The sequence below is a fragment of the Coleofasciculus sp. C1-SOL-03 genome (assembly GCF_040220555.1).
Lineage (GTDB): Bacteria > Cyanobacteriota > Cyanobacteriia > Cyanobacteriales > Coleofasciculaceae > Coleofasciculus.
In genome coordinates this window covers 12,710-37,950 of record NZ_JAVJUO010000112.1, presented here as the reverse complement: position 1 = coordinate 37,950, position 25,241 = coordinate 12,710, and the positions used below count along the sequence as shown (strand labels likewise).

Annotated in this window: 22 protein-coding genes; 11 read left to right on the top strand and 11 right to left on the bottom strand. The window is 46.4% G+C overall.

What is annotated here, in order from left to right:
• Window positions 1–92 precede the first annotated feature (92 nt).
• The 4 genes from RIE73_RS18205 to RIE73_RS18190 all read right to left on the bottom strand — a co-directional run bounded on the left by RIE73_RS18205 (window position 93) and on the right by RIE73_RS18190 (window position 5,774).
• On the bottom strand, window positions 93–1,718 hold the full coding sequence (locus tag RIE73_RS18205; protein ID WP_446402521.1) for a CHAT domain-containing protein: 1,626 nt from the start codon (window positions 1,716–1,718) through the stop codon (window positions 93–95).
• A 447-nt stretch (window positions 1,719–2,165) separates the two neighbouring features.
• The gene (locus tag RIE73_RS18200) at window positions 2,166–2,843 is read right to left on the bottom strand and encodes a hypothetical protein (RefSeq protein WP_446402520.1); all 678 of its coding nucleotides are present in this window, start codon (window positions 2,841–2,843) and stop codon (window positions 2,166–2,168) included.
• A gap of 123 nt (window positions 2,844–2,966) precedes the next feature.
• Window positions 2,967–5,348: a protein phosphatase 2C domain-containing protein gene (locus tag RIE73_RS18195; RefSeq protein ID WP_446402519.1), complete on the bottom strand. Its 2,382-nt coding sequence runs from the start codon at window positions 5,346–5,348 to the stop codon at window positions 2,967–2,969.
• A gap of 147 nt (window positions 5,349–5,495) precedes the next feature.
• Window positions 5,496–5,774 carry a DUF6737 family protein gene (locus RIE73_RS18190; RefSeq protein ID WP_446402518.1) on the bottom strand — a complete coding sequence of 93 codons (279 nt, stop codon included), beginning with the start codon at window positions 5,772–5,774 and terminating at the stop codon, window positions 5,496–5,498.
• Between the two features lie 66 nt (window positions 5,775–5,840).
• Here RIE73_RS18190 and RIE73_RS18185 point away from each other — a divergent pair, with 66 nt between their 5' ends.
• Both RIE73_RS18185 and RIE73_RS18180 read left to right on the top strand, forming a co-directional pair.
• Entirely contained in the window at window positions 5,841–6,101 is a 261-nt protein-coding gene (locus RIE73_RS18185) for a hypothetical protein (protein WP_446402517.1), read from the top strand.
• A gap of 57 nt (window positions 6,102–6,158) precedes the next feature.
• Window positions 6,159–6,431, top strand: coding sequence for a hypothetical protein (locus RIE73_RS18180; protein WP_446402516.1), 273 nt, complete (start codon window positions 6,159–6,161; stop codon window positions 6,429–6,431).
• Window positions 6,432–6,439: 8 nt separating this feature from the next.
• Here the strand turns inward: RIE73_RS18180 and ndhM are convergent, their stop codons facing one another.
• The gene (ndhM, locus tag RIE73_RS18175; RefSeq protein ID WP_446402515.1) at window positions 6,440–6,781 is read right to left on the bottom strand and encodes an NAD(P)H-quinone oxidoreductase subunit M; all 342 of its coding nucleotides are present in this window, start codon (window positions 6,779–6,781) and stop codon (window positions 6,440–6,442) included.
• A 284-nt stretch (window positions 6,782–7,065) separates the two neighbouring features.
• Between ndhM and RIE73_RS18170 the strand changes: the two genes are divergently transcribed.
• The 4 genes from RIE73_RS18170 to RIE73_RS18155 all read left to right on the top strand — a co-directional run bounded on the left by RIE73_RS18170 (window position 7,066) and on the right by RIE73_RS18155 (window position 13,610).
• The gene (locus tag RIE73_RS18170; protein WP_446402514.1) at window positions 7,066–7,935 is read left to right on the top strand and encodes a hypothetical protein; all 870 of its coding nucleotides are present in this window, start codon (window positions 7,066–7,068) and stop codon (window positions 7,933–7,935) included.
• 257 nt (window positions 7,936–8,192) lie between these two features.
• Entirely contained in the window at window positions 8,193–10,127 is a 1,935-nt protein-coding gene (locus RIE73_RS18165; protein WP_446402513.1) for a GAF domain-containing sensor histidine kinase, read from the top strand.
• A 107-nt stretch (window positions 10,128–10,234) separates the two neighbouring features.
• Complete coding sequence (locus RIE73_RS18160; protein ID WP_446402512.1) at window positions 10,235–11,695, top strand: serine/threonine protein kinase; 1,461 nt, start codon at window positions 10,235–10,237, stop codon at window positions 11,693–11,695.
• Window positions 11,696–11,930: 235 nt separating this feature from the next.
• A complete protein-coding gene (locus RIE73_RS18155) occupies window positions 11,931–13,610 on the top strand; it encodes an ABC1 kinase family protein (RefSeq protein ID WP_446402511.1) in 1,680 nt (559 codons plus the stop codon).
• 81 nt (window positions 13,611–13,691) lie between these two features.
• On the opposite strand, the gene RIE73_RS18150 is transcribed toward RIE73_RS18155, so the two are convergent.
• Window positions 13,692–13,817: a hypothetical protein gene (locus RIE73_RS18150; protein ID WP_446402510.1), complete on the bottom strand. Its 126-nt coding sequence runs from the start codon at window positions 13,815–13,817 to the stop codon at window positions 13,692–13,694.
• A 259-nt stretch (window positions 13,818–14,076) separates the two neighbouring features.
• Between RIE73_RS18150 and RIE73_RS18145 the strand changes: the two genes are divergently transcribed.
• Complete coding sequence (locus tag RIE73_RS18145) at window positions 14,077–15,705, top strand: tetratricopeptide repeat protein (RefSeq protein ID WP_446402509.1); 1,629 nt, start codon at window positions 14,077–14,079, stop codon at window positions 15,703–15,705.
• Between the two features lie 402 nt (window positions 15,706–16,107).
• Here RIE73_RS18145 and RIE73_RS18140 read toward each other — a convergent pair whose 3' ends face one another.
• A complete protein-coding gene (locus RIE73_RS18140; RefSeq protein WP_446402508.1) occupies window positions 16,108–17,430 on the bottom strand; it encodes an S-layer homology domain-containing protein in 1,323 nt (440 codons plus the stop codon).
• Window positions 17,431–17,843: 413 nt separating this feature from the next.
• On the bottom strand, window positions 17,844–18,743 hold the full coding sequence (locus tag RIE73_RS18135) for a PEP-CTERM sorting domain-containing protein (protein ID WP_446402507.1): 900 nt from the start codon (window positions 18,741–18,743) through the stop codon (window positions 17,844–17,846).
• Window positions 18,744–19,219: 476 nt separating this feature from the next.
• On the opposite strand from RIE73_RS18135, the gene lepB reads away from it, so the two are divergent.
• Both lepB and RIE73_RS18125 read left to right on the top strand, forming a co-directional pair.
• Entirely contained in the window at window positions 19,220–19,810 is a 591-nt protein-coding gene (lepB, locus tag RIE73_RS18130) for a signal peptidase I (RefSeq protein WP_446402506.1), read from the top strand.
• 182 nt (window positions 19,811–19,992) lie between these two features.
• Complete coding sequence (locus RIE73_RS18125) at window positions 19,993–20,541, top strand: 2'-5' RNA ligase family protein (protein ID WP_446402505.1); 549 nt, start codon at window positions 19,993–19,995, stop codon at window positions 20,539–20,541.
• A 156-nt stretch (window positions 20,542–20,697) separates the two neighbouring features.
• On the opposite strand, the gene RIE73_RS18120 is transcribed toward RIE73_RS18125, so the two are convergent.
• Window positions 20,698–21,219 (bottom strand): hypothetical protein, encoded by a 522-nt coding sequence (locus tag RIE73_RS18120; protein ID WP_446402504.1) that lies wholly within the window; start codon window positions 21,217–21,219, stop codon window positions 20,698–20,700.
• Window positions 21,220–21,415: 196 nt separating this feature from the next.
• Between RIE73_RS18120 and RIE73_RS18115 the strand changes: the two genes are divergently transcribed.
• The gene (locus RIE73_RS18115) at window positions 21,416–22,963 is read left to right on the top strand and encodes a YcjF family protein (protein ID WP_446402503.1); all 1,548 of its coding nucleotides are present in this window, start codon (window positions 21,416–21,418) and stop codon (window positions 22,961–22,963) included.
• A gap of 362 nt (window positions 22,964–23,325) precedes the next feature.
• On the opposite strand, the gene RIE73_RS18110 is transcribed toward RIE73_RS18115, so the two are convergent.
• Complete coding sequence (locus RIE73_RS18110; protein ID WP_446402502.1) at window positions 23,326–23,520, bottom strand: hypothetical protein; 195 nt, start codon at window positions 23,518–23,520, stop codon at window positions 23,326–23,328.
• Between the two features lie 265 nt (window positions 23,521–23,785).
• Here RIE73_RS18110 and RIE73_RS18105 point away from each other — a divergent pair, with 265 nt between their 5' ends.
• The gene (locus RIE73_RS18105; RefSeq protein ID WP_446402501.1) at window positions 23,786–25,030 is read left to right on the top strand and encodes a pentapeptide repeat-containing protein; all 1,245 of its coding nucleotides are present in this window, start codon (window positions 23,786–23,788) and stop codon (window positions 25,028–25,030) included.
• Here RIE73_RS18105 and RIE73_RS18100 read toward each other — a convergent pair.
• On the bottom strand, window positions 25,027–25,197 hold the full coding sequence (locus tag RIE73_RS18100) for a hypothetical protein (protein ID WP_446402500.1): 171 nt from the start codon (window positions 25,195–25,197) through the stop codon (window positions 25,027–25,029). The two genes, RIE73_RS18105 and RIE73_RS18100, sit on opposite strands and share 4 nt — an antisense overlap.
• Window positions 25,198–25,241 lie beyond the last annotated feature (44 nt).

The following is a 25,241-nucleotide window of genomic DNA, read 5'->3' as shown; positions in this document are numbered from 1 at the left end:
CCAAGAATTGGCAAAACTCTAGAACCGTTGAATTGACCTGTGTGCCTCTCGACTCGAGTGCCTCGGATTCTAAGATTTGTTAAGTTTTCGGATTAAATGTTTTCAATAATAAACTCCAGGGTTTGACTGTGAGTACTGCCAAATTTTAGCTGGCTACCCGACTCCAATGGCACTTCCTGATGGTGGATTTTCTTCCACCCATCTGCTCGTAAAATATGAGTGCCGTTGCGAGAAAAATCACGCAGGAAGTAAGTCGGGATTTGTCCGGGATGAGTGAAGGTATCGCGACAGATAATTTCTGCATGTTTATAGCTCACCCACATTTCTTCATCCAAAACCAAATCATTCTCCTGCCCGCGCCCCACCCGCATCAGCGCACCGCGAATTCGCCAAACTTTACCCATCGAGTTTAAGGAGCGTAAGCAAGCGGTGGGCGTTTGTTCGCCATTCCAGTTGCTCGGCATCGGCGGCAGCTCAGTAATCCCTTCGTCTAAGGGAGCAATTAACTGTCCTTGAAACTCCGGATGCATATATAGCACAGGCAACGTCCAAGCGGGTTGGTTGAACTTGTACAGCGTGAGTAATTGTTGTCTGGCAACGGCAACAGCTTGATCAATGGGCATCCGAGTCGCTAGGGCTTGGGCAAGACTTTGGATAAAACTCAAGGCTTCGTGATCCGCGATTGAGTCGCGCATACCTAAAACGGCAGGGACACCATGTTGAATTAACACCTCCGCTAAACTACTCCGGGGGATGGTTTGCCCTTCTACCTGATCCGGTTGAGCGCCCCAGCAGGTATTGAATACCGCTAACGTGACCTGATTCCGAACCAAGACTTGAGCCAATTCCGTACCGTTAATTGGCGCATCCGGACTGAGAAATAATAAACCCCCATCGGGAGCGGGTTCACCATGACCCGCATAAAAAAGGATATTGTAACCTCCCGTGTCTAAGGCGGCAATTAAGTCAGCAGGTGTTGGCTGTAACAACTTTTCCACGAAGCAAGGGACGGCTGTGGGGTTGAACTTTTGACCAGAGTAGAAAACATTTTCCAGAACGGCTGCCTCTTGTTCAAGCTGTAAGCGAGCCGCTGAGTGATCACCTCCGGAACGGTGGACATCTTGTCCAAATACGAGCAAGATATTCAGGGCTTGATCATGGCGGATCAGCGGTTTGAGAGAGTCAACATTACTCGTCGTGCGGCTAAACAGCAGTTGAGTAGACAGAGAAATCGCGGGTTTGCCTGCCATTTCTTGCATAATTTCCCAGGGAAGGGGAATCAAGTCAGGATGTCGAATTTCCAAGCGCACGCGCAGGGATTTATTTTGCCCTCGCGCAATCCCCCGACTTTCAGCCAATGTGGTTTGAATGGAACCCGCAAACAGCCAATTCCACAAGTCTATGCCTAACTGCTGCATCAGCCGTCCCCCGTAGCTAGTCGTCTGTGGTGTAGCGTTTTCGCTTTGGGGCGATAGGGTTGGTGTTGGTGTCGGTGTCAAATCATGAGGCAGGGGCAATAAGGGGGGCAAATTCCCGGTGGAAAACATTTGTTGCCACGCCAACCAAGTCTGAGTCAAACTGGGAGACCACATCGAGTCATGATGAACATAACCCCCCGGATAAGGAGCTTCAATCACCCACACAGCAAAGTTATCTGCCCCAGCCGTTGACAGACGTGCGATCGCTAAACTGAGGCAAGGAGTTTCGATATCAGACATTCAACGCCCAGATATAGAGCAACATGATCAGTTTTCAATAAGTTATAGACCAAATTGGAATTAATCCGACTCGACTTTTGTCCCCTGTCCTCTACGATCCCTATTCTAGGTCTTAGGGTCAGTTCAAACTCAGACAACACAGGAGAGTCGCCAGGAGTTGGGGATTAGCCGAGTTGATCCTTATACAATATGGTACACGGATCACGATGTTGAACACCCACGCGCTTTCAGCCGTGGCTCTGTCAATAGTCTGGTCTAATCGTTGCTCTGATGACTCTGCCTGGGACGTCGCCAAGTAGGATTTTGGAGTAGGGTGTAGGGGAGCGGGATTGACAGATAGCTCGCGATCGCGCCCTGAACTTTGCCGCCACCAATGCCTTTCAAGCTGCCTCCACCTTTGCCGAAGCCGAATTGTATGAATCTCAAAGAATTTATCATTTATCTGGGTCAAAATCCTTCGTTCTCTGATTCCGATTCTAACCTTTTCTGCTGAATCTGAAACCGTTTAAGCCGAGCTTCTAAATCAGCATAAATACCTTTGACTTCTTCTAGATCGCTAGGGAGTAAATGGTTAGACAAAACTTGGAATACCTGTTCTAAATCTACATCGTAATTGAGTAAAAGTAAGAGAATATCATTTTCATAAATACTCACTCGGTCGAACTTACCTTGTCGATAAAGAGAAGGCAACGCATAAAACTTGAGAATAACTAACCCTTCCACATCGACACAACGAATCCGGAGATCGCCAAACTGTCTAACTGTGGCAAATTGCTGACTAATCTGAGCAAACAGTTGATTCTGCGTTAATAAAATATCGACAATTAACTGCTGAAACCTTCCTCTAATAAAATCTTTGTTTTCTTCAGCAATAGCAACCTCAGGTAACGCTTCTAACTCAGAACGGGAGAGAATTAAATCAATATCTTGGGTGTTTCGTCCCTCCACATAACTTAATAATGCTACTCCCCCAACTAACAAATAGTTTATGTTTCGCTCAAACAAAGTATTGAATAAGTTGTCGATTATCTGATCAAAGTTCTCTAAATTAGACATTGGTTGATGCCAGTTTTTTAGGTCGAATAAAATTCCATTTCTGACGATTTCGCTGATTGCTACTGTCATAATATACAAGCATTTTACATTTTATACTATCATGATTAGGACTTACAATTGGGAGCCTGTTAGGGAAAGTCCGTAGGGGTACAATATGTTGTGCAACATGTTCCCTACAAATATGTCGTGTTCCTAGGGAGAACTCAGGGAAGGCGTTAAAGCCTCAGATTCAGGCGGCGTTGCACATATACCCTTTTGTTCTAATGTGGGGTTGAAATTTAATTCAAAATTTGAGCGAATATTGACAACTTTGATCCAACCCCTCTCTCCTGGCTGCACCTGAGGATAAATGTTGCTGCGCCGTTTGGCGTCCGCTAGGCTAGGGGATGCTGGGGTAGAGTCGGCAGACTGTTTAATACCTGTCTGTATCGATTGCGTCTCGGCGTTTTCCGTCTCCGTCGAACACACTCTCAATTTGAGCCAATCCTCTTCCCCGGAATCGGACGATTGACGCAGCACCTGCAAGACAGTCCCTCTGGGAACTAACCGAATAGGTGAGAGATTTTCCTCAGGTGGCTTGAGTCGGAGTAGCAGCGGCATCTCTTGTCCTTCAGAATTAGTAATGGTTGAGCGAGTCACTCGCATCAGCGCCAAGTTCTCCAAAGATGAAACCGTTTCCGGCGTTGGCGTTGGACTAGCTGTTGGCGATGGCGTCACCGATACGGATACGGGGGCATCAGAATTAGCACTCTGCCTAACCAATGCTGGAAGCCAACGCCGGGGCAATAATACGTAAGCCAGTCCTGCACCCACGACCAAAAGAAAAACAATGGCTAACATCAATCCCCAAGGACGCCGTTTGGGTCGGCTCAGTTGTTGAGTTTTCATTGTGGACGGCACAATCGCGGTTGCTGTTGGCGTGTCCGAGGGCGTTTGCGATGGTGTCAGTCCGGGTAAAGATTCTAGCTGAGGCGGGGCAAGTTCTGTCGGTGCTGTTTCTGCTGATGCCATTACCTGACAGTAGACCAGCGCCAGGGTAACATTATCGTGACCATTTTGCCGATTGGCAATTTCGATGAGATGTTCAGCGACAGTTTGGACATCACGCTGTTTGTCTAAAATAGGCAGAATTTCGGTTTGCCAGTATTGTTCCACGCGGTCATGATCACTGAGACCATCGGAACAGAGAAGAAATACACTATCTTCGTCGAGGATAAATCGCTGGGTGGTGGGGTGTAATGTGGTAGACGATGCCATCCCCAACGCCTGGATTAATGAGCCAGAGGTCGGCTGTTGCACAGCAAAACGGTAAAAGGTGTAACCCAATCGCACTTCACGGGAGGCTAGATCATCATCTTGGGTAATTTGATGACACCCGTGGCGCGTCACCCAGTAAACCCGACTGTCTCCGACATGGGTGATATAGATTTCATGGGCGCTGGTTTGAGCCATGACTAGGGTTGTACCCATCCGCTGGCGTTCAGCCCGATGTTCGCTATCATTCTGCTGGCTAATAGCGTCATTCGCGGCACAGGCAGCTTGTTCGAGTTGTAGGGTTATCGTCGTGGGGTTCCAGTGGTCACGATCAAAATTGAGGCGTTCCACTTGCTCTCGCAAAACCTTGATCGCTAACCCGGAAGCAACTTCACCCCCTTCATGTCCACCAATCCCGTCACAGACGATGGCTAAGGCATTGTCCTCAGTTGAGTGAGTCCAGAGTTGTCCAATGGGGGGATAACAAGCATCTTCATTGTGGCGACGCACCGGACCTGCATCCGTACTGGTAAAAATCTGATAATGACGCGATTGCCCTTGCCCACAGTCTTTGATTCCCTGATCAAGCAGTCCCACCAGTTGTTCGGCGTTGCGAATTTTTCCTTGGGTCAATTGATTACAGAGTTGCCCGCAAAATGTTTTGATTACCGAGGATGTGTCTGGTATAAGTTGTGACCAGCACTGACCCAGTTGTTTAAGCGTCGCGGGTTCAGCTATTTGGAGTTGCAGTAGATGCAGAATAGAGCCTTCTGGACGCAGCCAATCGAGATTGACTAAACTGGTTGCCACTCCTTCACGGCTTAAGGGTTGCCACAAGTTGGCGATTTGCCACAACCAGTTGAGTTGACGTATTGCCGATGCCTCTTTCCAGACGTTTCTCAGGGGAGGAAAGAGTTGTGCTTGAAGTTCAGCCACATCAGTTTCCTGAATCGGCGCATCTTCCAATAGCCAGATGTCTGAACCGTGGCGTCCTTCACCCCCTGTCAGTCGCCCGAAAACTTGGGGAATATGTAAGCGATAGGGAGACAGTCTCAAATAGGGCAACAACTCCTCCGGAATGTCTTGAGGGGTATCCGGTGGCGTTGCTGGTTTCGTATCCAGGACAATCCGTTCCTGAACCAACACATAGCGGTTAGCGATTATCGATTCGGGCTGATATGCCTCTATCCCCGATCCCAATACCCACAAATACCGTCTTTGCAAGGGCGTGCGACAGTTTTGACAGAAGGTATTGACAGGGGGATTGGCAGCCTGACAGCGGTAGTTAGGGCAGTGAAGGGTTGCTGCAGGATTGTCCATGGAAACACTCTTGGCTATATCTAGCTAGTGGTAATTTGGTGATTATGGGAGACGTCGTACTGCTGCGATCGCAATGCATATCCAGTATGGGATCACTGAAAGCCAGCCTACTGATTACAAATTCTAGCGTCTGATTTGAGCAGCCGTTCATTCATTTGAGGTACGAATGGTTTCAATAGACTCTGACTCTTGATTGAGTTGGCGATTCGTCAACTCAAGGCTACTGAGCCGGAACAGACGGGGCCACAGCCATAAAAAGTAAAACCACCACACCAAAATCGGTGTAGTCACGAGCAGAGTTATCCAAGGCGTTTTGGCTAAAACCCAACTCCCCGCGATTATGACAGCTCCCGTCAGCAGAATCGACCACGGCTGACACCACCACGGTTTATAATTCCAAGGATTCAAAGGATCTTTGACAGACAACAGTTGCCTCTGGGGAAAACAGTAACTTTATTTATAATACTTTTTTTCGGCACAGTACCAACAGACATGCCCAAGCCAGATTATACCACCTCCGATGATCACTCCTTTGAGGAGCTGAACTCCCCTGCAACTGTTGAAATTAAACAGCTTATGGAGCAAATTGAGAACTCCCATGACCTGTTGTACAAAATGATCAACTTGGAAATGTGGGCATTAGCCGAAACGATGGATGAGTTTATTCCAGGGTTTTGGAGTCGTTTTTTGGAAAATCGCCGTTTAACCCTCAAACAATTCCTACAAAACAATTCTCACTCTAGAAAGAGGTAAATCACCCCATAGATTTTCTAGGATCAAACTAGACAGGCAAAGTACAAGGAGCTTTTTATGAATAAGCCAGAACGCCCAGATACCCATGATACGCTCAATCCCGGTGATAAAGTCTCGCCAGAGGAGCAAACCCTGGAACAAAAATCTGAGAAAGTCGCGGTTGACGCTCCTGATGTTACTGGTGATCACATTGAAGTCCCCACCTACTTTACCGTGAAAGACGAAAACGGCGAAGAAAAAGCCTTACACCATGTTGAGGACGCTGAAGAAATTTCCGATGTGATTCGCCAAGCACGCACCGATGAACAAGGCAATCGCACTTGGCGTTAGAGTGGGACTTAGGAGTCCTGCGACACAACCTGCGGCAATCCCATGCTATAGTTCATTACCCGACACTCCAGGTTGTAACTAATTTCACCCTTTTGCAGGAGCGATCGCATGTAATGCTCTAAATCTGAGCCGATGCGGCGAAGATTGTATTCGGTTAAATCTTCTCCGCTATAGGCTTCTACGAAATCATCAAACTTACGATAGATTTTTTGCAGGGCATCTTCACTCCAATTGAATTCGTTATCCGGGTCAACGTCTAGGGTTAAAACGTTGTTACTCTCCACTAATTCACTATTTTGCACCTCGGCAGCGTAGATGCGAATGTGACGAGTTGTCGATTTAAGCAGCATGGAAACCCTCCTAGTCTGGGCTATATTTTACCTTAATAATTGTAAATCTTTGTAAATACACTGCCCCCATTATTCCTTAAAGCCAGAATATTGGCGTAATATGCCCCATTGGTGTCAACCTGAAGGGGTGACAAGCTCGCTGATAAGATAGGCAGGGTGTGGGGTGTGGGGTGTGGGGGGGAGCGAGCAATTTTGGCTCACTAGGTATTATCTTGTGTCCTAGAGCGCTGGACGGTAAATTATAACAGTCAGTCTTAGCGACATAATCCATAGCTTAACCCAATATGCACGATTCGATGGATGATATCGCCAAACAAGCTCACCAAGGCAGTGTGGCGGCGATAATTCAAATTCTGAATCAACAGTTAGCCGATGATCGCGTCAGAACCCGAGCGGTTTTTGCTGATGGCGTGTTGCACCTGTTGTGTGAAGCACCTGTCGCCGAACCCCTGGAGCGCTCTGTTCTCGTCAACCACATCCAAAAAATCCTGGAAGATATTGCGCCGCGTAACATTCGCCGGGTAAACATCAACAGTCGTATTGTGCAGGAGCAACAACTGCTATGGTTAGAAGAAATCAGCCGTAATCCAGACCATCTTTTATGGTCTCAAGAAATCGTGCTGAGTAAGCCTAACCTGCTTCAGCAATGGATCAAGGCATCCAAATCTCCTAAAGCTGAACCAAAGAAGAAAACTCAGCTTCCCCAGGTATCCTCCCGCAAACTTAAGGAAAACCCTCGTTTCCAGCGCCGTTTTGTCGGTGGTATTAGCGTGCTTGTGCTCCTACTTTTAGCAGGTTGGTTGGTTTACGATCGCTTAATTCCCACGTTAAACGCTAGCACCACTCCTCAAGAACCAACCTCTCCCCCCACACCTGTCTCACCTTCAACAACCACACCCTCAACAACCGCAACACCTTCAGATCCCTTTACCGAAGCGGTTCGGATCGCCATTGAAGCTGATGCTGAGGGGAAAACGGCGAATACAGCCGCTCAGTGGTTAGATATCGCGGCGAGGTGGGAGAAAGCATCAACTCTGATGAGTAGCGTTAACCCGGATCATCCCCGTTATGAAACCGCTAGAGATCGGGTTATCCTTTATCGCCAAAACAGTCAACTGGCTCAACAGCAGGCAAAACAGAGACAATCTCAGTAGGGGTTTGGTGACCAAACCCCTACTCTGTTGGTATATCGTTCGTCAAAACGGGAATACTAAGTACGACCATCTATATTTGACTCAGTTGTACTCGCAGCAACTGTTGCAAAAATCCATCCTTTGACGGATGTCTGGAGACTAATCCGAAAATTAATCCCTAAGCCTTGTAGCACTTGGGGAAAGCAGGTGAAACGTCGGATATGTCTTCACTAAAACTGTTGTCGCCGTTCTCACCTAGGAGCATAGAGGTTTAACTCATGCATTATCCGCGTTTATCCAGTCCATTGGGACAACAGATTATTTCAATGATCATTGCTAGTCCCAATCCACAAAGATTATTGGCGAGTATTGCCCAGGTATTAGGTGAGGCGTTTCAGGTCGATTGTTGCTTAATTACAGCGTTTTCCCCAGAAACCGCAATCCCCCAATTGGGATTATGGCATGCCGAGGGCGGCTCACAGCTACAACCTCAACCGCAAAACCTAAGGCAATACCTCTGGTTGACTGGAACGGGAGAACCTTTGGCAATTCGGGATATTCAGGAGTCTGATCCGGAGTTGGTAGATCAAGGGTGTTGGGATTGGCTACCTGCTAGGGCGGTGTTGAGGCTTTATACCTGGTGTCAATCCAGGGTCAATGGGATGATCGTGTTAGGGCGATCGCAGCCTTATGATTGGACCATACAGGAAAAACAACGGTTAAGTGAGGTGGCTGAATCTGTAGCCGTTGCCATCGCTCACGTTCAGCTTAAACAGCAGGTCGATCAGTCTAAACGATACCAGATGCTGCTTTCCCCATTGAGTCAGTTTATCCAGAGCGATCGCAATCTCGATGAAACAATGGCACAAGTGGTTGCCAGTACCACTCAAGCACTTCAGGCAGATCGGGGTTGGCTACTGGTGTTGAATGATAATAACGATTTACAACAACCGCATCAAAATGTCAAGGCAAAGCCATCCATTGAAGTTAAAGTTGTCGCTGAATGGTGTACTCCTAGGCTGGATCAATCAGTTCAGCTAAACTCCCAACGATTACTCAATCAATCCTTCGGGTTATCCGAGTCTTACTTATGCCAAACGGCTTGGAAACAAACACCTGAACCGCTGGCGATCGCAGATTGGGCAAATACTCCAATCGGAACTCCAGAAATCTCCCTATTTGAACAGGCGATTAGCCATGGGGTGTTAATGGTTCCGCTGTGTCACGCCTTTAGCAATGGTTCTCAACACCTGAAACGGTTAGGATTTTTGGTTGTCCAACAGGATCAGCCGCGTTTATGGCAAGCGGATGACATTGAGTGGATCAGATGGGTAGCAACGCAACTGAGTGAGTTGATTGACCAGCATCAAAACCAACAGCCAGAACCCTCCCGCCTTCACCATCACTCGGTTCAGCCGTCTCCCTGTTTAACCGTTCCCGCCCAGTTACATCAAAGCATCCGCCAGCAGGTGGATCAGCTTCAGGAATTAAATCAGCTTAAAGAAGAATTCATTAGTACCATGAATCATGAGCTGAGAACACCGTTAACGGCGATGAGTCTGGCAATTCGCATGTTGCGCCAACCCAAACTCCCCGCCAAGCGTCGGCAAAAATATTTGGACATTTTAGAGCAACAGTGTAATCAAGAAATCGATCTGATCAACGATTTACTCAGTTTACAGCAACTCGAATCCAATCCCGCGTATATCCAGAAGCGATCTATTAACGTAATCCTGCTGATCCAGACATTAGCCCAGGATTTTGAGGAGAAATGGGCATCGAAGTCATTGACATTGAACCTAGATTGCTCCTTAAAATCACTGATGATTCACTCTGATCCAGAGAGTTTACATCGTATCCTGTTGGAATTGTTAACCAATGCGGGTAAATATGCCCACCCCGATACAACCGTTTCTCTCAAGGTAGAGTATCACGTTCATGCTGCGATCAATCGGTTGGTGTTAACCTTAACCAACATCGGTGACGGTATATTACCCACTGATATTAACTATATTTTTGAGAAATTTCGGCGCGGTCAAGGGATTACCAAACAAGCGGTTCCTGGAACGGGATTAGGACTAGCGTTAGTGAAGTGTTTAGTCAATCATCTCAATGGCGCAATTGAGGTGGCGAGTCAGCCGTTAGACAATTCACATCAGGCGATGGTTTCCTTTACCGTAACTCTACCCGATGAAGTGAATCAGCAGTATTGAGAGGGAGCATGTCAGGGACAGCACAAAATGTTCAAGTAGAGACGTTGCATGCAACGTCTCTACAACTATCAATTATGGTTGACCAATTGTTTAATTGAGGAGGAAATATGGTAGAGCAAGTTTTAGAGGAACGTTACGCTATCAAGCAACAGCTTGGTAAAAATGCCGGACGACGAACCTTACTGGCGCAAGACTTACAAACCCAGGAGTTAGTTGCCATCAAACTCCTCAGCTTTGGTGTCGATTTTCAATGGGACGATCTCAAACTGTTTCAGCGAGAAGCCGAAACTTTACAGTCACTCTCCCATTCGGCAATTCCGGCTTACTTAGACCATTTTGAATTCCAGACACCTAAAACTAAAGGGTTTGCCCTGGTACCAATGGGTAAAGGATTTGCGTTGGTGCAAAGCTACATACCAGCTCAATCCTTGGAACAATGCTTAAAAGCTGGACGAAGGTTTAGCGAAGAAGACGTCAAGCAACTAGCTCAAGTACTGCTGGAAATTTTGCGCTATTTGCATGAGCAACAGCCGCCAGTAATTCACCGGGATATCAAGCCCAGTAATATTTTATTGACCAACCGCTCCGGCAACAGTGTGGGTCAGATTTATTTAGTTGATTTTGGCTCAGTACAGACCTTAGCTGCCAAAAAAGGCAGTACGATCACTGTAGTTGGCACCTATGGATATATGCCACCTGAACAATTTGGCGGACGCACTGTTCCAGCTTCTGATCTGTACAGTTTGGGGGCAACATTAATTTATTTAGTAACAGGTAAGCATCCAGCGGAGTTGCCGCAAGATAATTTGCGAATTCAGTTTGAGTCAGGGGTCAATCTGAGTTCAGAGTTGATTGATTGGCTCAAGTGGATGACACAGCCGAGTCTCAATCGCCGTCTGGCTTCTGCTGTCGAGGCGCTGACAGCTTTAGAACATCCTGATCAGAGAACTGATATTTCTGTGGTGAAACAAAAACCGTTTGGCAGTAGAATTCAACTGGAAAAATCAGGAGAAAATACAGATGTTTTTATTCCTCCCCCCAAGAGATTGACGAGTAGAATTCCAAACACCATAATTATGCCCAATAATTATTCTATTTATTTGTCTTATTTGACTTTAATACTAGCAATCTCGTTGTTCTTATATTTTTGTGTATTCAAGAATATGCCCCTCAATGTGTTTGTGCAAACTATTTGGTTTCCTGTCGTTATGTTTCTATTCATAATACATTCAATATTTTATAGTTTTGTACTATGCCAAAAAATTTTCAGAGTCATTCGAGTGCATCTGGAGCAACAAAAGATTTACTGGACTTACGAGTGGTTTTGGCTAAAACTTCAGACTGATCCAATTTTGAAAAAGGATATAAAACGACTGATCTATAACCCGGGTTATTTTCAGACGAATAAGCCAGGACGCAAAAGTTATACAGCGTTCATTCCACCTAAGATTACAATTGTGGCACAAGAGAAACATGAATTTCCTGTCTATCACCTCAGTGATCCAGAAATGGAGTGGTTAGCACACGAACTCAGTGAATGGTTGGGTATGCCAATTACTAAAGGCTAAAATTCGCCAGAGACTGCCAAACCCTTCACCAACGCCGCTCCTGGCGCTCCCTGCCTGATTGGGACACAACAAAGTTTAAGTTGACACCAATGGACATATCGTGCGCCTACAGGGTTTGTGCGTCAATCGGAAGTTAGCTAACGCCGCCTATTCCGCCATAAAACCTTAAAGTATTAAGGAGGAGAGCTATAGTGTCTCACTCCTGTTCCCTCATTCCTACAATGCGAAAACCAGAATGCTGACCAAGGCTACGCCCAAGCCACCCCGTTGGCAACGACGAAAGTATTCCCCCCTCGCCCGCCAGATTGACATTTTTCGGTCGGCGGCGAAGTTTATGTTCTATTTATGGTGGGACAAAACCATTGCCAATGATACGCCCAATCACCGCAACCGCCGCGCCCAGTGGCTGGTGGGGGCGTTGCTGGATTTAGGTCCTACATTTATTAAAATTGGGCAAGCCCTCTCAACTCGGGCTGATTTACTGCCCTTAGAGTACATCGAGGCATTAGCGCATTTACAGGATCGGGTGCCGGCATTTAGTGGCGCCGAAGCGATCGCGGTGATTGAAGTCGAACTGGGTCAATCTATTCATGCATTATATCGGGAGTTTGACCCCTTTCCTCTAGCCGCAGCAAGCTTGGGTCAAGTTCACAAAGCACGGCTGCATACCGGAGAAGATGTGGTGGTGAAGGTGCAGCGTCCAGGGATTGAGCGACTGTTTAATTTAGATTTTAAAATCATACACGAATTAGTGCGATTTGCTAATCGGTATTTGCCTTGGGTAAGGAAGTATAAACTTGAGGCAATTTATCGCGAATTTTTTGATTTACTCTATCAAGAAGTAGACTATATCCAAGAAGGGAAAAATGCTGATCGGTTTCGGGAAAACTTTACTAATTATCCGGGAATTATGGTGCCGACGGTTTATTGGCGTTACACGACGAAGAAGGTACTCACGTTAGAATATTTACCCGGTATCAAGATTGACGATCGCCAAAGCCTAGAAGCCTGTGAAATCAACACCAATGAGATAATTCAACGGGGAATTTGTTGTTATCTGAAACAGTTATTGGAAGACGGCTTTTTTCAGACAGACCCGCATCCGGGAAATATGGCAGTTGATCAGGACGGCAGTATTATTTTCTATGATTTTGGCACGATGGCGGAGGTTAAATCCATTGCCAGAGACCAAATGATTAAGACCTTTTTTGCTGTTCTGCGAAAAGATACTGATGAGGTAGTGAATACCTTAACCTATATGGGGTTACTCGAACGACAACCGGATATGACCCCAGTTAAACGCTTAGTCGGGTTTATTTTAGAACGGTTTCGGGAAAAGCCCATCGATGTGCGGGAATTTGAGGCATTGGGAAATGAGTTGTATGTGATGTTTGAGCAACAACCCTTTCGTTTACCCGCGCAAATGACATTTATTTTAAAATCGTTAACCACGTTGGATGGGATTGCCCGGGCTTTAAATCCAGATTATAACTTATTAGCCGCCAGTCAACCCTTTGTCAAAAATTTAACCGTTTCCAAAGGGCGGGGAGATGTGGTGAAAGAACTGGCAAGGCAAGCCAGAGATTTTATTAAATATCGGTTAAATAAGCCGAGTTCTACAGAATTGTTAATTCGCCGCTTAGAAGCCCGAATCGAGCAAGGAGAACTACAAGTCAGGGTGCGTTCCCTGGAGAGCGATCGCGCTTTAAAACGGATTCATTTGGCGATTAAGAGTTTAATTTATGCCTGTTTGACTGGGTTTGCATTATTGGCGGGAACGGTATTATTATTAGTGCCGCATACAGGGTGGGCAATTGCCGCATTTACGTTGTCGGGATTTTGGTTTGTCATTTTGTTGTATTCGTTGGTTCAGTTGGCGGTGAAGGAAAAATTAGAGAAAATGACCCGTCGGTAGGGGTGATATTATGTTCAAGTTTCACACTGTAATGTATAAATACCACTAAGCGTGTAATTGTCCTGTTAACATAACATGTTATCACAAACGATTATCGCTGCGATCGCAGCCGATTCCCAGGGCTGCACAGTACAGCTTATGGGTGATTACCACTATCGCCCGTGGGGGAATGCCCCCGCGAATGAGAGTCAGGATGGCTTGATCCATCTCTTCATCATCTCTCTTATAAGTAGTCGGACAAAAGAAAACGGCACTGTACTAAGTTTTGTAAACAAGCCTCAAACCCTTACAAAGGACGAATGACAAATGACGAATCACGAAGCCCTGAATTAAAATACGATAAAGTAAAATAAACTTTTTTCTAAAAAAACAAATGGTTAAGCTGTTTTTGCGGTTTTGGCGGTGGCTAGTGCGTCTGATTCAGCCAATCTTACCACCCTGCCTTAAACGGAGAAGACATCAACGAATGAAACTTCAACGTCTCAGTGATGCAGACTATCAGCAGCTATTTGAGCAACTGCTAACTGGAGTGAGTCAGGGATGGAACCCAGAACAGGTATCGCAGCATTTGGGACATCGGATCAAGGATTGCTATTTTAGGGGGTGGCTGCTGGAGTATGGGCAGCAGTTGCGGCAATTGCCAGAGGCGGATCATCGGTTAGCTTTGCAGTTACTACAGTTGAGTCGATTGGGGTGTGGGGAATTGGGGGAAATTGCCGCAGATATTGGCAGGGATTTATTGGCGAAACCTACGGGGAAAAAGGAGGAAGACGAGGGGAAAAGCGAAAATACAGAAACTGATGAAGCAGACGTATGGTTGAATCGAGGGAATCAGCAAGTTGCAGGTAAGGATTTTATCAGCGCTATCACATCCTTTGATAAAGCCACTGAAATCCAACCCGATAACCCCAAAGCTTGGTACAACCAGGGGAAGGCATTGGTGAAGTTAGGGGAAAATGAGAAAGCGCTGGCATATTTTGATAAAGCTATTGAAATCCAACCCGATAATCACGAAGCTTGGCAACATCGGGGGAATGTATTGGCAAAATTAGGGGAAAATGAAAAAGCGCTGGTATCTTTTGAGCAAGCCATTGAAATCCAACCCAATGACCACAAATATTGGTACAATCGGGGGAATGTATTGGCGAAATTAGAGGAATATGAACAGGCGATCGCAAATTATGACCAAGCGATTCAAATCAAACCCGACTTTTACCAAGCTTGGACGAATCGGGGTAATGCGCTGTCAGATTTAGGAGAAAAGGAAGAGGCGATCGCGAATTATCAGCAAGCGATTCAAATAAAATCTGACTTTCATGACGCTTGGAACAATCGGGGAGTGGCGCTAGCCGAGTTAAGGGAATATGAACAGGCGATCGCGAATTATCAGCAAGCGATTCAAATCAAATCTGACTTCCACGACGCTTGGCATAACCGGGGTGTGGCGCTGTTTCGGTTAGGAGAGTATGAACAGGCGATCGCATCGTTTGACCAAGCGATTCAAATTAAACCCGATTTGCACGCCTCTTGGATAAACCGAGGAATTGTCCTTGGAAATTCCTGGAACTATAACCCCGAAGCGGCGGCTGTTGTACCGTTACAATGTCCCCATGTCTCCCCAATCGTGTCTAATCCCATTGAGACTCAATGCGGTTATCAAGGGGAATTGTTATCGTATCAGCAAGGCTTAAACTATTGTCCCCAAAACACTCACCCCGAAGGTTGGGGACGATTACATCAAGCAATAGGAAATGCCCACTATCAGGAGGGAAAGTATCAGCAAAATTACCAAGACTATTGGCAGAAAGCCGTCACTGAATATCACCAAGCCTTGATTACCCTTACCCCAGACACCTATCCTGAATGGCATTTAGAGGTTCTACAAAACCTAATTCGTATCTTATGGGGTTTAAACCAAGACACAGCCGCCCAGGAATGGCAGAACCGGGGATTAACCGTATTTCAGACTCTATTAACTAAAAAATCCCCGTTCCAGAAAGGAAAACTTATGGCTAAGTTTATCCGTTTTTCAAAAGATGCGGGTAGATGTTTGAATCCTAGGACATCGGTCAAGAAACCGGGTTTCTTTGGGTGAAAGGTTGATAGGAGAGTTATCATCCTCACGAGAAACCAGGTTTCTAGGAATACTTGACCGACGCTATAGCAATCCTCAATAGGTTGCGGTACAATCAAAAAAGAGAAAAAAGCTTTGAAACTCTTTCCCATTGCCCATTCCCTATTCCCCATTCCCGAAAATCATCAAATTTTTGGACACGACTCAAATAGGATTGCTATATAGAGACGTTATTGGTGTCATTGCCATTGAAACAGGGGCGGGTTTAGTTACTGATGGGTGAAGTCAAAAAGGATAGTAGTAAAACCCGCCCCTACATACTACTCGGTTCGGGCAGGTTTAGTTGAATCTGGGTAAACCGTTACTCACCTGAAACGATACTTGCGAAACCCACCCCTACAGACGAACCCTGACCCATTCTTTCTAGTTTGACTGATGGAGAACCTCACTAGCTGATATTCCCTCACCCTGAGACCCAAAATACCACAGGGCGGCAGCAGCTTCCGCTTGTGTGACTGGCTTTTGCGGTTGAAAGAGAGTGGTATACCCAAAAACGCGACGGATAATCGATTGTTCCCCATTCTGAAAATCTGCCAAAACTGCCCGCAACGCCTTCGGGTCAATCTTACCTGCATCTTGGAATCCCCAGGTTTGCTGTACGGCATCTAGAGAGGCTTGTGGTAACCCCTGACGAATATCTAACGGGACTTTCCATAAAACAAGACTTTCCCGTGTTAGGGGTGCATCGGGGCGGAAAAGCACATCGGTAGAATTACCACTCAAAGGACTAGGAATTAACCCCGCTTCAGCTAATCCCTGAATTGCCCCAAAATCTGGGTCAGTTGGTGGTACATCTTGGAACGTGGGTTGAGTGGTTTCTGAGGCTAAACGGATTTGTTTTCCGGGACTGTTCTCATAAATCCGATTATTCGTTTCAATCAGCCAACGGGCATACTGACGGCGGGTGATGATTTTGTTGGCGGCAAATTGTGTACCACTATCCTCTGATTTATGGTTAGCGCTAGAAGCGTCAGGCGTGAGAACACCTAAGGCGGCTAAGTCTTCCACATACTGACGCAATCCGGGTGGAACGTTATCGAAATCAGTGAAGTTCTGCTCTTTGCCAGATGCTGAATCAACGGATTCAGTATTCTCTATTGCTGTCTCTGAAGCTTCTGAAGCATCTGACGGTGCTGCTGCTGTCTCGGTACTGCTGCGGAGGTACTGAATCTCAAATTCTGTAATAGTTGGATCTGTGTCTGTCTCAGTTGGCGTTTCTTCTGTATCGTTAATGGCAGTATCTGTAGGAATAGAAACCTTAACGTTTAAATCATTCCGACGCACAATAAAGGAATTCATCCCGTCCTGATTCGGTGCAGAAATAACCTGCCAACTGCCGGATTCAAATGCTCTGCGGTAAAATGCTTGAATATCATTACTAGGGTCAGTGGATGACCAGATAGTACGTTGACCTTGGGCATCTGAACGAGTTAAGGGTTCAACGTTTTGTAATTGAGCATCGGGATAGCGGGGAATTACGGTAGGGAAATCCTCTGGTAATTGCGCCGAAGATGTTTGTTCATTCGTTTGACTCCCCAAAACTGAGGCATTATCCTCCAGTTTGGGATCTACGGCTAAGGAACGTTCTAAAGATTGACCTGTGGGACTATTGGCGCAGGCGGTCAATACACCCACGAGGCAAGCAACGAAACCCGTAAATAGAATAGGACGTTTATTTAGCAGCACAGGGAACAGAACCAATAGATGTCTCTCTTCTCACGCTAGCGCAAAAGTTTATTCTTATGTTATTTGTCTTTTCTGGATTTCCCTCCCATCTCACAGTAGATTCCCCTTCCGTCCCCCTTTTTAGATCCCCCTCTTACCTTATAGATCCCTCTTCCGTCCCCCTTATAGATCTCCCTTCCGTCCCCCTTATAGATCCCCCTTCCGTCCCCCTTATAGATCCCCCTTCCGTCCCCCTTCAAAAGGGGGAGACCAGAGGATGCTTCGCTTTTTGTTCCATGGGGGGAAGCCAAAGGATGCTTCGCCTTTTTTTCCATGGAGGAAGCCATTAGTCGGTTTTAACCGACTTAAGCTATGAGCCAAGAACTTGAGTTCTTGGCTGGTTATTATTAATGATGCAATTACAAAAATGGCAGCTAGCCTCGTAATTGGCGACGGCGTAAAGCCATACCCGCAAAGGTTAAACCAATCCCGGCAATCCCAGCCAGACCAGAGGGTTCAGGGACTGACTCAAGGTTTCCTTTGAGCGCCACACCATCATTGCCACACTCTAAGAATAAATGACTGACGAAACTGCCTCCGTTTCTAGGAAGCAAAGCGCGGTCAAATCTAAAGCCATAGGTGTGAGAGTCATAGGCTTCAAAGTGACTAAAATCGAGTCCAGCATTACTCAGTTCCGTCTCATCCAATCGATCAATATCGCCTAAAAATCTACCGGATTGGATCACATTTAGGATTGGGGTATTATTTTTCTTTGGCTGCTGGGCAACGGTGCTGCCATAGAGATACTCGTACACATCGGCTTTGCTGGCTAAGTCAGTGCCTTGGGTATTGATTTTGTCAAACTTTTTGTGGTTATAGTACTGCTTCAAGCTGCCATACCCATGGTTTTCTTTAGCGACGCTAGTTGCCGTGACATTTTGATAAACCCCAGTTCGGTTTACTGGAGAATCATTGGTTCCAGCAAAGCGAATTCCAAAGAGATCGCCGTCATTCATCGCCGTGGTGAAATCTTTTCCAGAGAAATTAAAAAACAAATCGCCAAATCCCACATTATTGTCAGCCGCTCGTGCGTCTTCATTTCCGGCTAAAGGTGTGCCACCAGTTAGAGCGACAAAAATACTATCGGCTGTTTCTTTCATGGCTAATCCTTTAATGTCATACTTAGCACCACCAGAACCATCACCGAAGGCATCAATTCCATAGTTCCAGTCGTTGTGCAATTGTCCAGCGTTGGCTGGCTGACCCAGCATAGAAATTAAGCTAAATGCGACCGCCGCACTTCCGATAAATTTAGAAACTTTGTTAGTGTTCATGGCGTCAATTCTCATGGATTAGAATGTTTACATTTACAATGTAAGCGCATTTAAATAAACTTGTTGTTAATTTAGCGACTTTTTGTGTGATGTTTTATTGAAATAAATAATTTGAGAGATGAAAAAAAACAACAAAAATCAGGATTTTTTATGTAAAAAAATAGATAATAATCCGGAGTTATTTAAGATTCAAATAAACTCTGAATCCCAGTTAAACTAGTGAATGCCTTTGGAGAAAGACAGCAGGAGAGTCTCCCTGATCGCCGTTGACGGGGTTGAGGAACGCGATCGCCTGGTGAACACAACCCGAATCAGTACCCCGATCGTTCAAAGAGCTAGAGAGCGTGTTATCTTGACTGAAAGGCAAAGGTTTTGTGGCGCAAGCAAGAAAAGTGACAGCCAGCGATTCTCAGTGCCAACGTGTATGACACAAAACGGTAAAAAATCAGTCTGCCAAGGGAGGGACTTCAACACCTGTGGACAAACCGAATCAGTCAACAGTAGCAAAACAATCGACCCAACCTATATCGCCAAGATCCAAGTTCTGGCAACAAGTCCGGGAAAATATCCAAATTATGGCGATCGCACTCGCCCTAGCGCTGTTGATTCGAGTCTTTATTGCCGAACCGCGCTACATTCCCTCAAACTCGATGATACCGACATTGAGCATCGGCGATCGCGTGGTCGTAGAAAAAATTTCCTACCACTTCAAACCCCCAGTCAGCGGGGACATCATTGTTTTTGATCCACCGCCTCAACTGCAAATGCAGGGGTTTACCAAAGACCAAGCCTTTATTAAACGGATCATTGCCACACCGGGTCAAATCGTCCAAATTCAAGATGGCAAAGTCTATATTAATGGAGAACCACTAAACGAAGTTTACATTGCCGAACCCCCCAACTATCAGATGGCACCCGTGCGCGTTCCGGAAGGTCAGTTATTTGTCATGGGAGATAATCGCAACAACAGCAACGACTCTCACGTTTGGGGATTCTTGCCTCAACCTAATATTATTGGTCACGCTTGTTTCCGCTTCTGGCCCCCCAGCCGATTCGGTTTAGTTTGATGTCTGTATAGCGCTACGCGCTAGGCTTTCTTGCAATAGGCAATGGGCTTTCTTTGAAGAAAAACACTTACCTTACAAGGGATTGAGCGATTTTACATAATTGGTAGAGTGTTGAGTTTATTTTTACCAACCAACTTAATCCCGAAAACCGTCTCGACGAAAACCTATTTTTATTGCATAACATGAAAAAACTATTTTTCATCGCCCTACTTCCTCCTCAAACCATTCAAGACTCGATTATGGAGATCAAGCAACATTGTGCTGATGTTTATCAGAGTAAAGCTGCCCTCAAATCTCCCCCCCATATTACACTGCAATCCCCTTTTAAATGGGAAGTCGAGGCTGTACCTATTCTCGAAGAATCCCTGAAAAGTTTTGCTCAAACCCAAAAACCCGTCCCCATCAGCCTCAAAGGGTTTGGCGCATTTAAACCTCGCGTTATTTACGTCAATGTTCTGAAAACACCAGAACTGATCGCGATTCAAAAGGATTTAATGGCATATCTAGAAGAATCTCTAGGTATCGTTGATGAGCGTTCTAAAAATCGCCCATTTTCTCCTCATGTCACCATTGCTTTTCGGGATTTGAAACGGCAGAATTTCCGCAAGGCGTGGATTGAATTTGAGAACCAACCGTTAGACTTTGAGTTTATGGCATCCCATCTTACGTTGTTACTTCACGATGGTCGGCGATGGAATGTGAATGTAGAGTTTCCTTTTGTAACTGGGTAAAAATTTGGTATTTAGAACTGTAGGGGCGCACCGACGTGCGCCCGAAAAACCTGTAATATCATGTCCGGTAGTATTGGAGTTGTTTGCTCTTGTTCGTAGTCCGGGACATCAAGCAGTTTAAGGCACTAAAGTGCCTACTACATACATACAAACAAACTAAGGATTCAGATAACGAGACGCCATTTGCATCGCATCAGCAATATCCACATCGCCGTCACCATCTGTATCGAGGAATGAGTTCAACACCGGATTCGAGCCTTCAGGATTTTGGTTATTTGTTCCCGTTTTGAGTAAATTCAGCACCAAGGGAACCAACATGGGTAACAGGGATTGAATGGTAGCAGCATTGAGTCCCGTTCGTTGCTCGGCTTCCTCGACTAACTGTTGAATTTGCGGTGTACTAAAGAGTAAGTTGACCGCTTGATTGTTAGCACCTGTACCACTGAATTGGTTAATAAAGGATTGTGTCTCCTGTTCTCCTTCCGCTTCTCGCTTTTGTTGCAACGCAGGACGGGCATATTTGCCAACGATAGATAAAACGGATTGAATCGTGGAGGGGTCAGCCTCGGCACTTTGGCTGAGGTTTTGCACGGTACTGAGAATGCCAGCTAATTGACCAGAACTGGCTTCCTGAGAGGGGTTATTAATCGCACCGAGAATTTGATTGAATAGACTCATTGTTTTTTGGGCTGTAAAGAATATCTCTAATGATCAGCATTATCCATTAAGTATAGTTCGTTGCTCTTGGCTCACCACAGGGTAACGTGGTTTCTATTACCCGTCCTGTCAGTTCTCATTGACACTCTCCGCCCATCGCTAAACTATAGTTATCACCACCTTTGCCTTCTCTGCCCTGGAGCCTTCTGCAACCATTATGCCCCTACCCCGCCTACTGACGCTCATTATCGGTCTCAGTATCATTCTGGTGCTAATCCTGTGGCTGATTGACTCGATTAATCGACTCTATTGGTCGTTAAATTCGCCTCTACTGGCAAATTTGCTGGTTTTATTGCTAATTGTCCTACTTATCCTGTTAATTGCCACGTTTGTTTATTACGTTTGGACATTCAGCCGCCCCAAATCCTCTCGCCGACGCCGCCCGACGCCAAAGGTGCCGCAGGAGAAATCAGAAGCGGCTTCTGAAACGCTAAAAGCGGTGCGACAGCAGGTGCAGAACATTCAAGATGAAGTAGCCCAGCAAGCCCTGTTGAGTCGATCGCGTGAGATTGAAGCGACGTTAGCCCGTGGGGAATTGTTGGTTGTCATTTTTGGTACGGGTTCATCGGGGAAAACTTCGCTAATTAATGCTCTCATTGGGCAGATGGTGGGTCAAGTGGGCGCACCGATGGGAACCACAGATCAGGGACAGACGTATACGTTAACGTTGAAGGGAATAGAACGGCAGATTTTGATTACCGATACACCCGGTATTTTAGAGGCGGGGGTGGTGGGTACCCAACGGGAACAACTGGCGCGACAACTTGCCACGGAAGCCGATTTATTATTGTTTGTGGTGGATAATGACTTGCGACAGTCGGAATATGAACCGTTACGTCGTCTCGCGGATATTGGCAAGCGATCGCTGTTGGTTCTCAATAAAGTGGATCTCTATACCGATACGGATAAAGAAACGATTCTAGCCCGGTTACGCTATCAGGTACGCGGCTTTATTGCCGCATCGGATGTGGTAGCCATTGCTGCCAATCCCCAACCTGTACGATTAGAAAATGGCGAATATTTCCAACCTGAACCCGATATCATCCCCTTAATCCGCCGTCTGGCGGCGGTGCTACGCGATGAAGGGCAAGACTTGATTGCGGATAATATTTTACTCCAGTCTCAGCGTTTAGGCGAAGACGCCCGTCGTCTGATTGATCAGCAACGGCGGCGACAGGCGGAGAAAGTGGTGGAACGGTTTCAGTGGATTGGCGCTGGGGTGATTGCGGTTACACCGTTACCTGTAGTCGATTTATTAGCAACGGCGGCGGTTAACGCTCAAATGGTGGTGGAAATTGGTCGAATTTATGGCTGTGATTTGAATATGGAACGGGGGCGAGAATTAGCGCTGTCTCTGGGGAAAACTTTAGCCAGTTTGGGAATTGTTCAAGGGGCGATGCAACTTCTATCAAGGGCGCTACAATTTCACATCGCTACCTATTTAGTGGGCAAAGCGATTCAAGGGGTAACGGCGGCGTATTTAATCCGAATTGCTGGGAAGAGTTTTATTGAATACTTCCGTCATGACCAAGACTGGGGCGATGGGGGAATGACAGAAGTGGTGCAGCAGCAATTTCAGCTAAACCGTAAGGATGAATTTATGAAAGTATTTATTCAGGACGCGATCGCACGGGTGGTTATGCCCCTGAGAGATGCCTCAGATGTGAACGATTCAAAAGACTCTCACCAGGACGACTGGGGATAAGTAGGGGCTGCTGAATAAGTCTTGGGGAGATGGGGTGAGAGGGTGAGGGGGGTGAGGGAGAGATGAAGGAAACAGTAGTGCTTTTCGTCTCCCTATAAGTGCAAGCTTTTCACCCATCCACGAGGGATGGATTGCACTTCTAGTCGGCTTTAAACCTCCTCTAACTCTTGATAGATAAGGGTTTCCGGTTTGTGCAGCAAGCCCTAAGTAGATGTACACAATTAACGTGAACGGTGGAGAATTCGCGCAAGCGAGAAGCAAGCTACGTCCTTTGTAAGGGTTTGAGGCTTGTTTACCAAACAAGCGTAGGCGTGCTGTTTTCTTTTGTCCGACTACTTATTAAATTGGTCATTGGTCATTTGTTATTCGTCATAGAACCGGAAATGGGGAAAAGAGAATTCAGAATTCATCACTTGAAAACCCTGTGGTAACTGACTCACCGGGGCGGGAACCATTTCTCCGCGAAAGTCCAAAAGCTGAACCAACAGAAGATACGCCAGTGCCAGAATTATGGAAATGGCTCCAGTAATAATTGCCACAATTTTTGAACGATTCATTGATAAAGGGTGATGGGTAATTATAAATTGCTGATTAGGAAAAACAGAAAACCAAAAATAGAAAGCCGAGAGCAAAAAATCTTTTGATTCATACCATCTGGTGGCTAATCTAAGAGACTATACCGTCGCTATTTTAGTTCAATTGTTCCACTAAATGTTTTATCCTACAGCATAAGAGTTGGTCAAGTCGGACTGTTGCGACAAGGCAATAATTCGATCCCACCAACACCTATCGTTTTATGGTTGCCCCATCCGTTCGGAGGTTATGATGGCTCAGGACTACTCCGGTCAAAATCTGCAAGGTCGCTCGTTTCGAGGTAGAACTGACTTGGCGGGTGCTAATTTCAGCCACACTGACATCCGAGGCGCAGATTTTAGCCATGCTATCTTGACTGGGGCTAATTTTAGCTATTGCCAAGCGGGATTGCAACAACACTGGGCAATGATTCTATTGCTGGTGGCTTTATTTCTTTCCACCCTATCCGGTTTTGTTTCCGCCTTGGCGGGTGTGATCACGGGCGCGGCGCTGATTAGTCAGAACCTGATCGAAATCTTAGCCGGTGCGTTTATTCTCATCGCTTTGGGGGTTTTTGTCAGCCTGACCATCCGTCAAGGGCTGATTATGGCGTTAGGGGTTTGGGTCGTAGCGATTGTGGTGGCGGCAATGGTGGCAGTTTTAACCGGAGCCACAGCGGTAGCGGTAACCTTAGTCGCTGGCAGTGCTGGAGCGGTTGCCGCTGCTATGGCGATGGCAGTTGTCGCCGCCGGAGCCGCCGCTGGAGCTGTCGCCACTGCTAGTGCTGTCGCCGTCGTCGCCGCCGGAGCTGGTGTTGTCGCCGCCGCCGGTTCTGTGGTTGTCGTCACGGCTGGAGCATCGGTAGCAGCAGCAACGAGCGCTGCAACGGTGGCGGTGATTGTAGCAGTCGGTGTGGCTGGACTTTCGGCTTATGTAAGCTGGCGAGCCTTAATCGGGGATAAAAACTACGCCTTCATTCGTCGGGTGGCGGTTGCCTTTGCCACGATTGGGGGGACAAATTTTCAGGGTGCCGATTTAACGGAAGCGGATTTCACCCAAGCACTGCTCAAAAGCACCAATTTTAGACAAGCAAAGGTGACACGCACTTGTTGGTTTCAAGCCAAAAAACTGGAACTGTCCCGTATGGGAACAACCTATCTAGATCACCCCAAAATCCGGCGATTAGTGGTGACGGGTGAAGGACAAGAGGAAAATTTTGACAATCTGCCCTTGCCCGAAATCAATCTGCGGGGGGCGAATTTAGTGGCGGCGAGTTTCGTCAATAGCGATCTCAGCTACGCCAATTTGCAGTCAGCTAACTTAAAAGGGGCGACGTTAAAAAACACCCTTTTAGATGGCACTGATCTAATTGGGGCTTGTCTGGTGGGCGCTTATATTGAAGAATGGAAGATCACAAGGAAAACCAAATTTGATCGGGTGCAGCGTCAGTATATCGTTCGACGATTGGGTCTGAAAAAACGACCGAAACGCTAATCCCCATCCGGAAACGGTTCGGGAAACTTTCCCACTTGAGCAAAAGATAAACTTACAATCAAACTGGGCAATGCCATCGTGTTCTGCCGATCTTGACAAAAAGCAGCGGGAAGCCTACCTCCTGTCAGAGGGAGGGAAAGCCACTTGCCGCCTTGTTTAGAGTTCATCGTTAATCATGGGTTAGCCATGAACCCTGAACCTGAAATTTCCC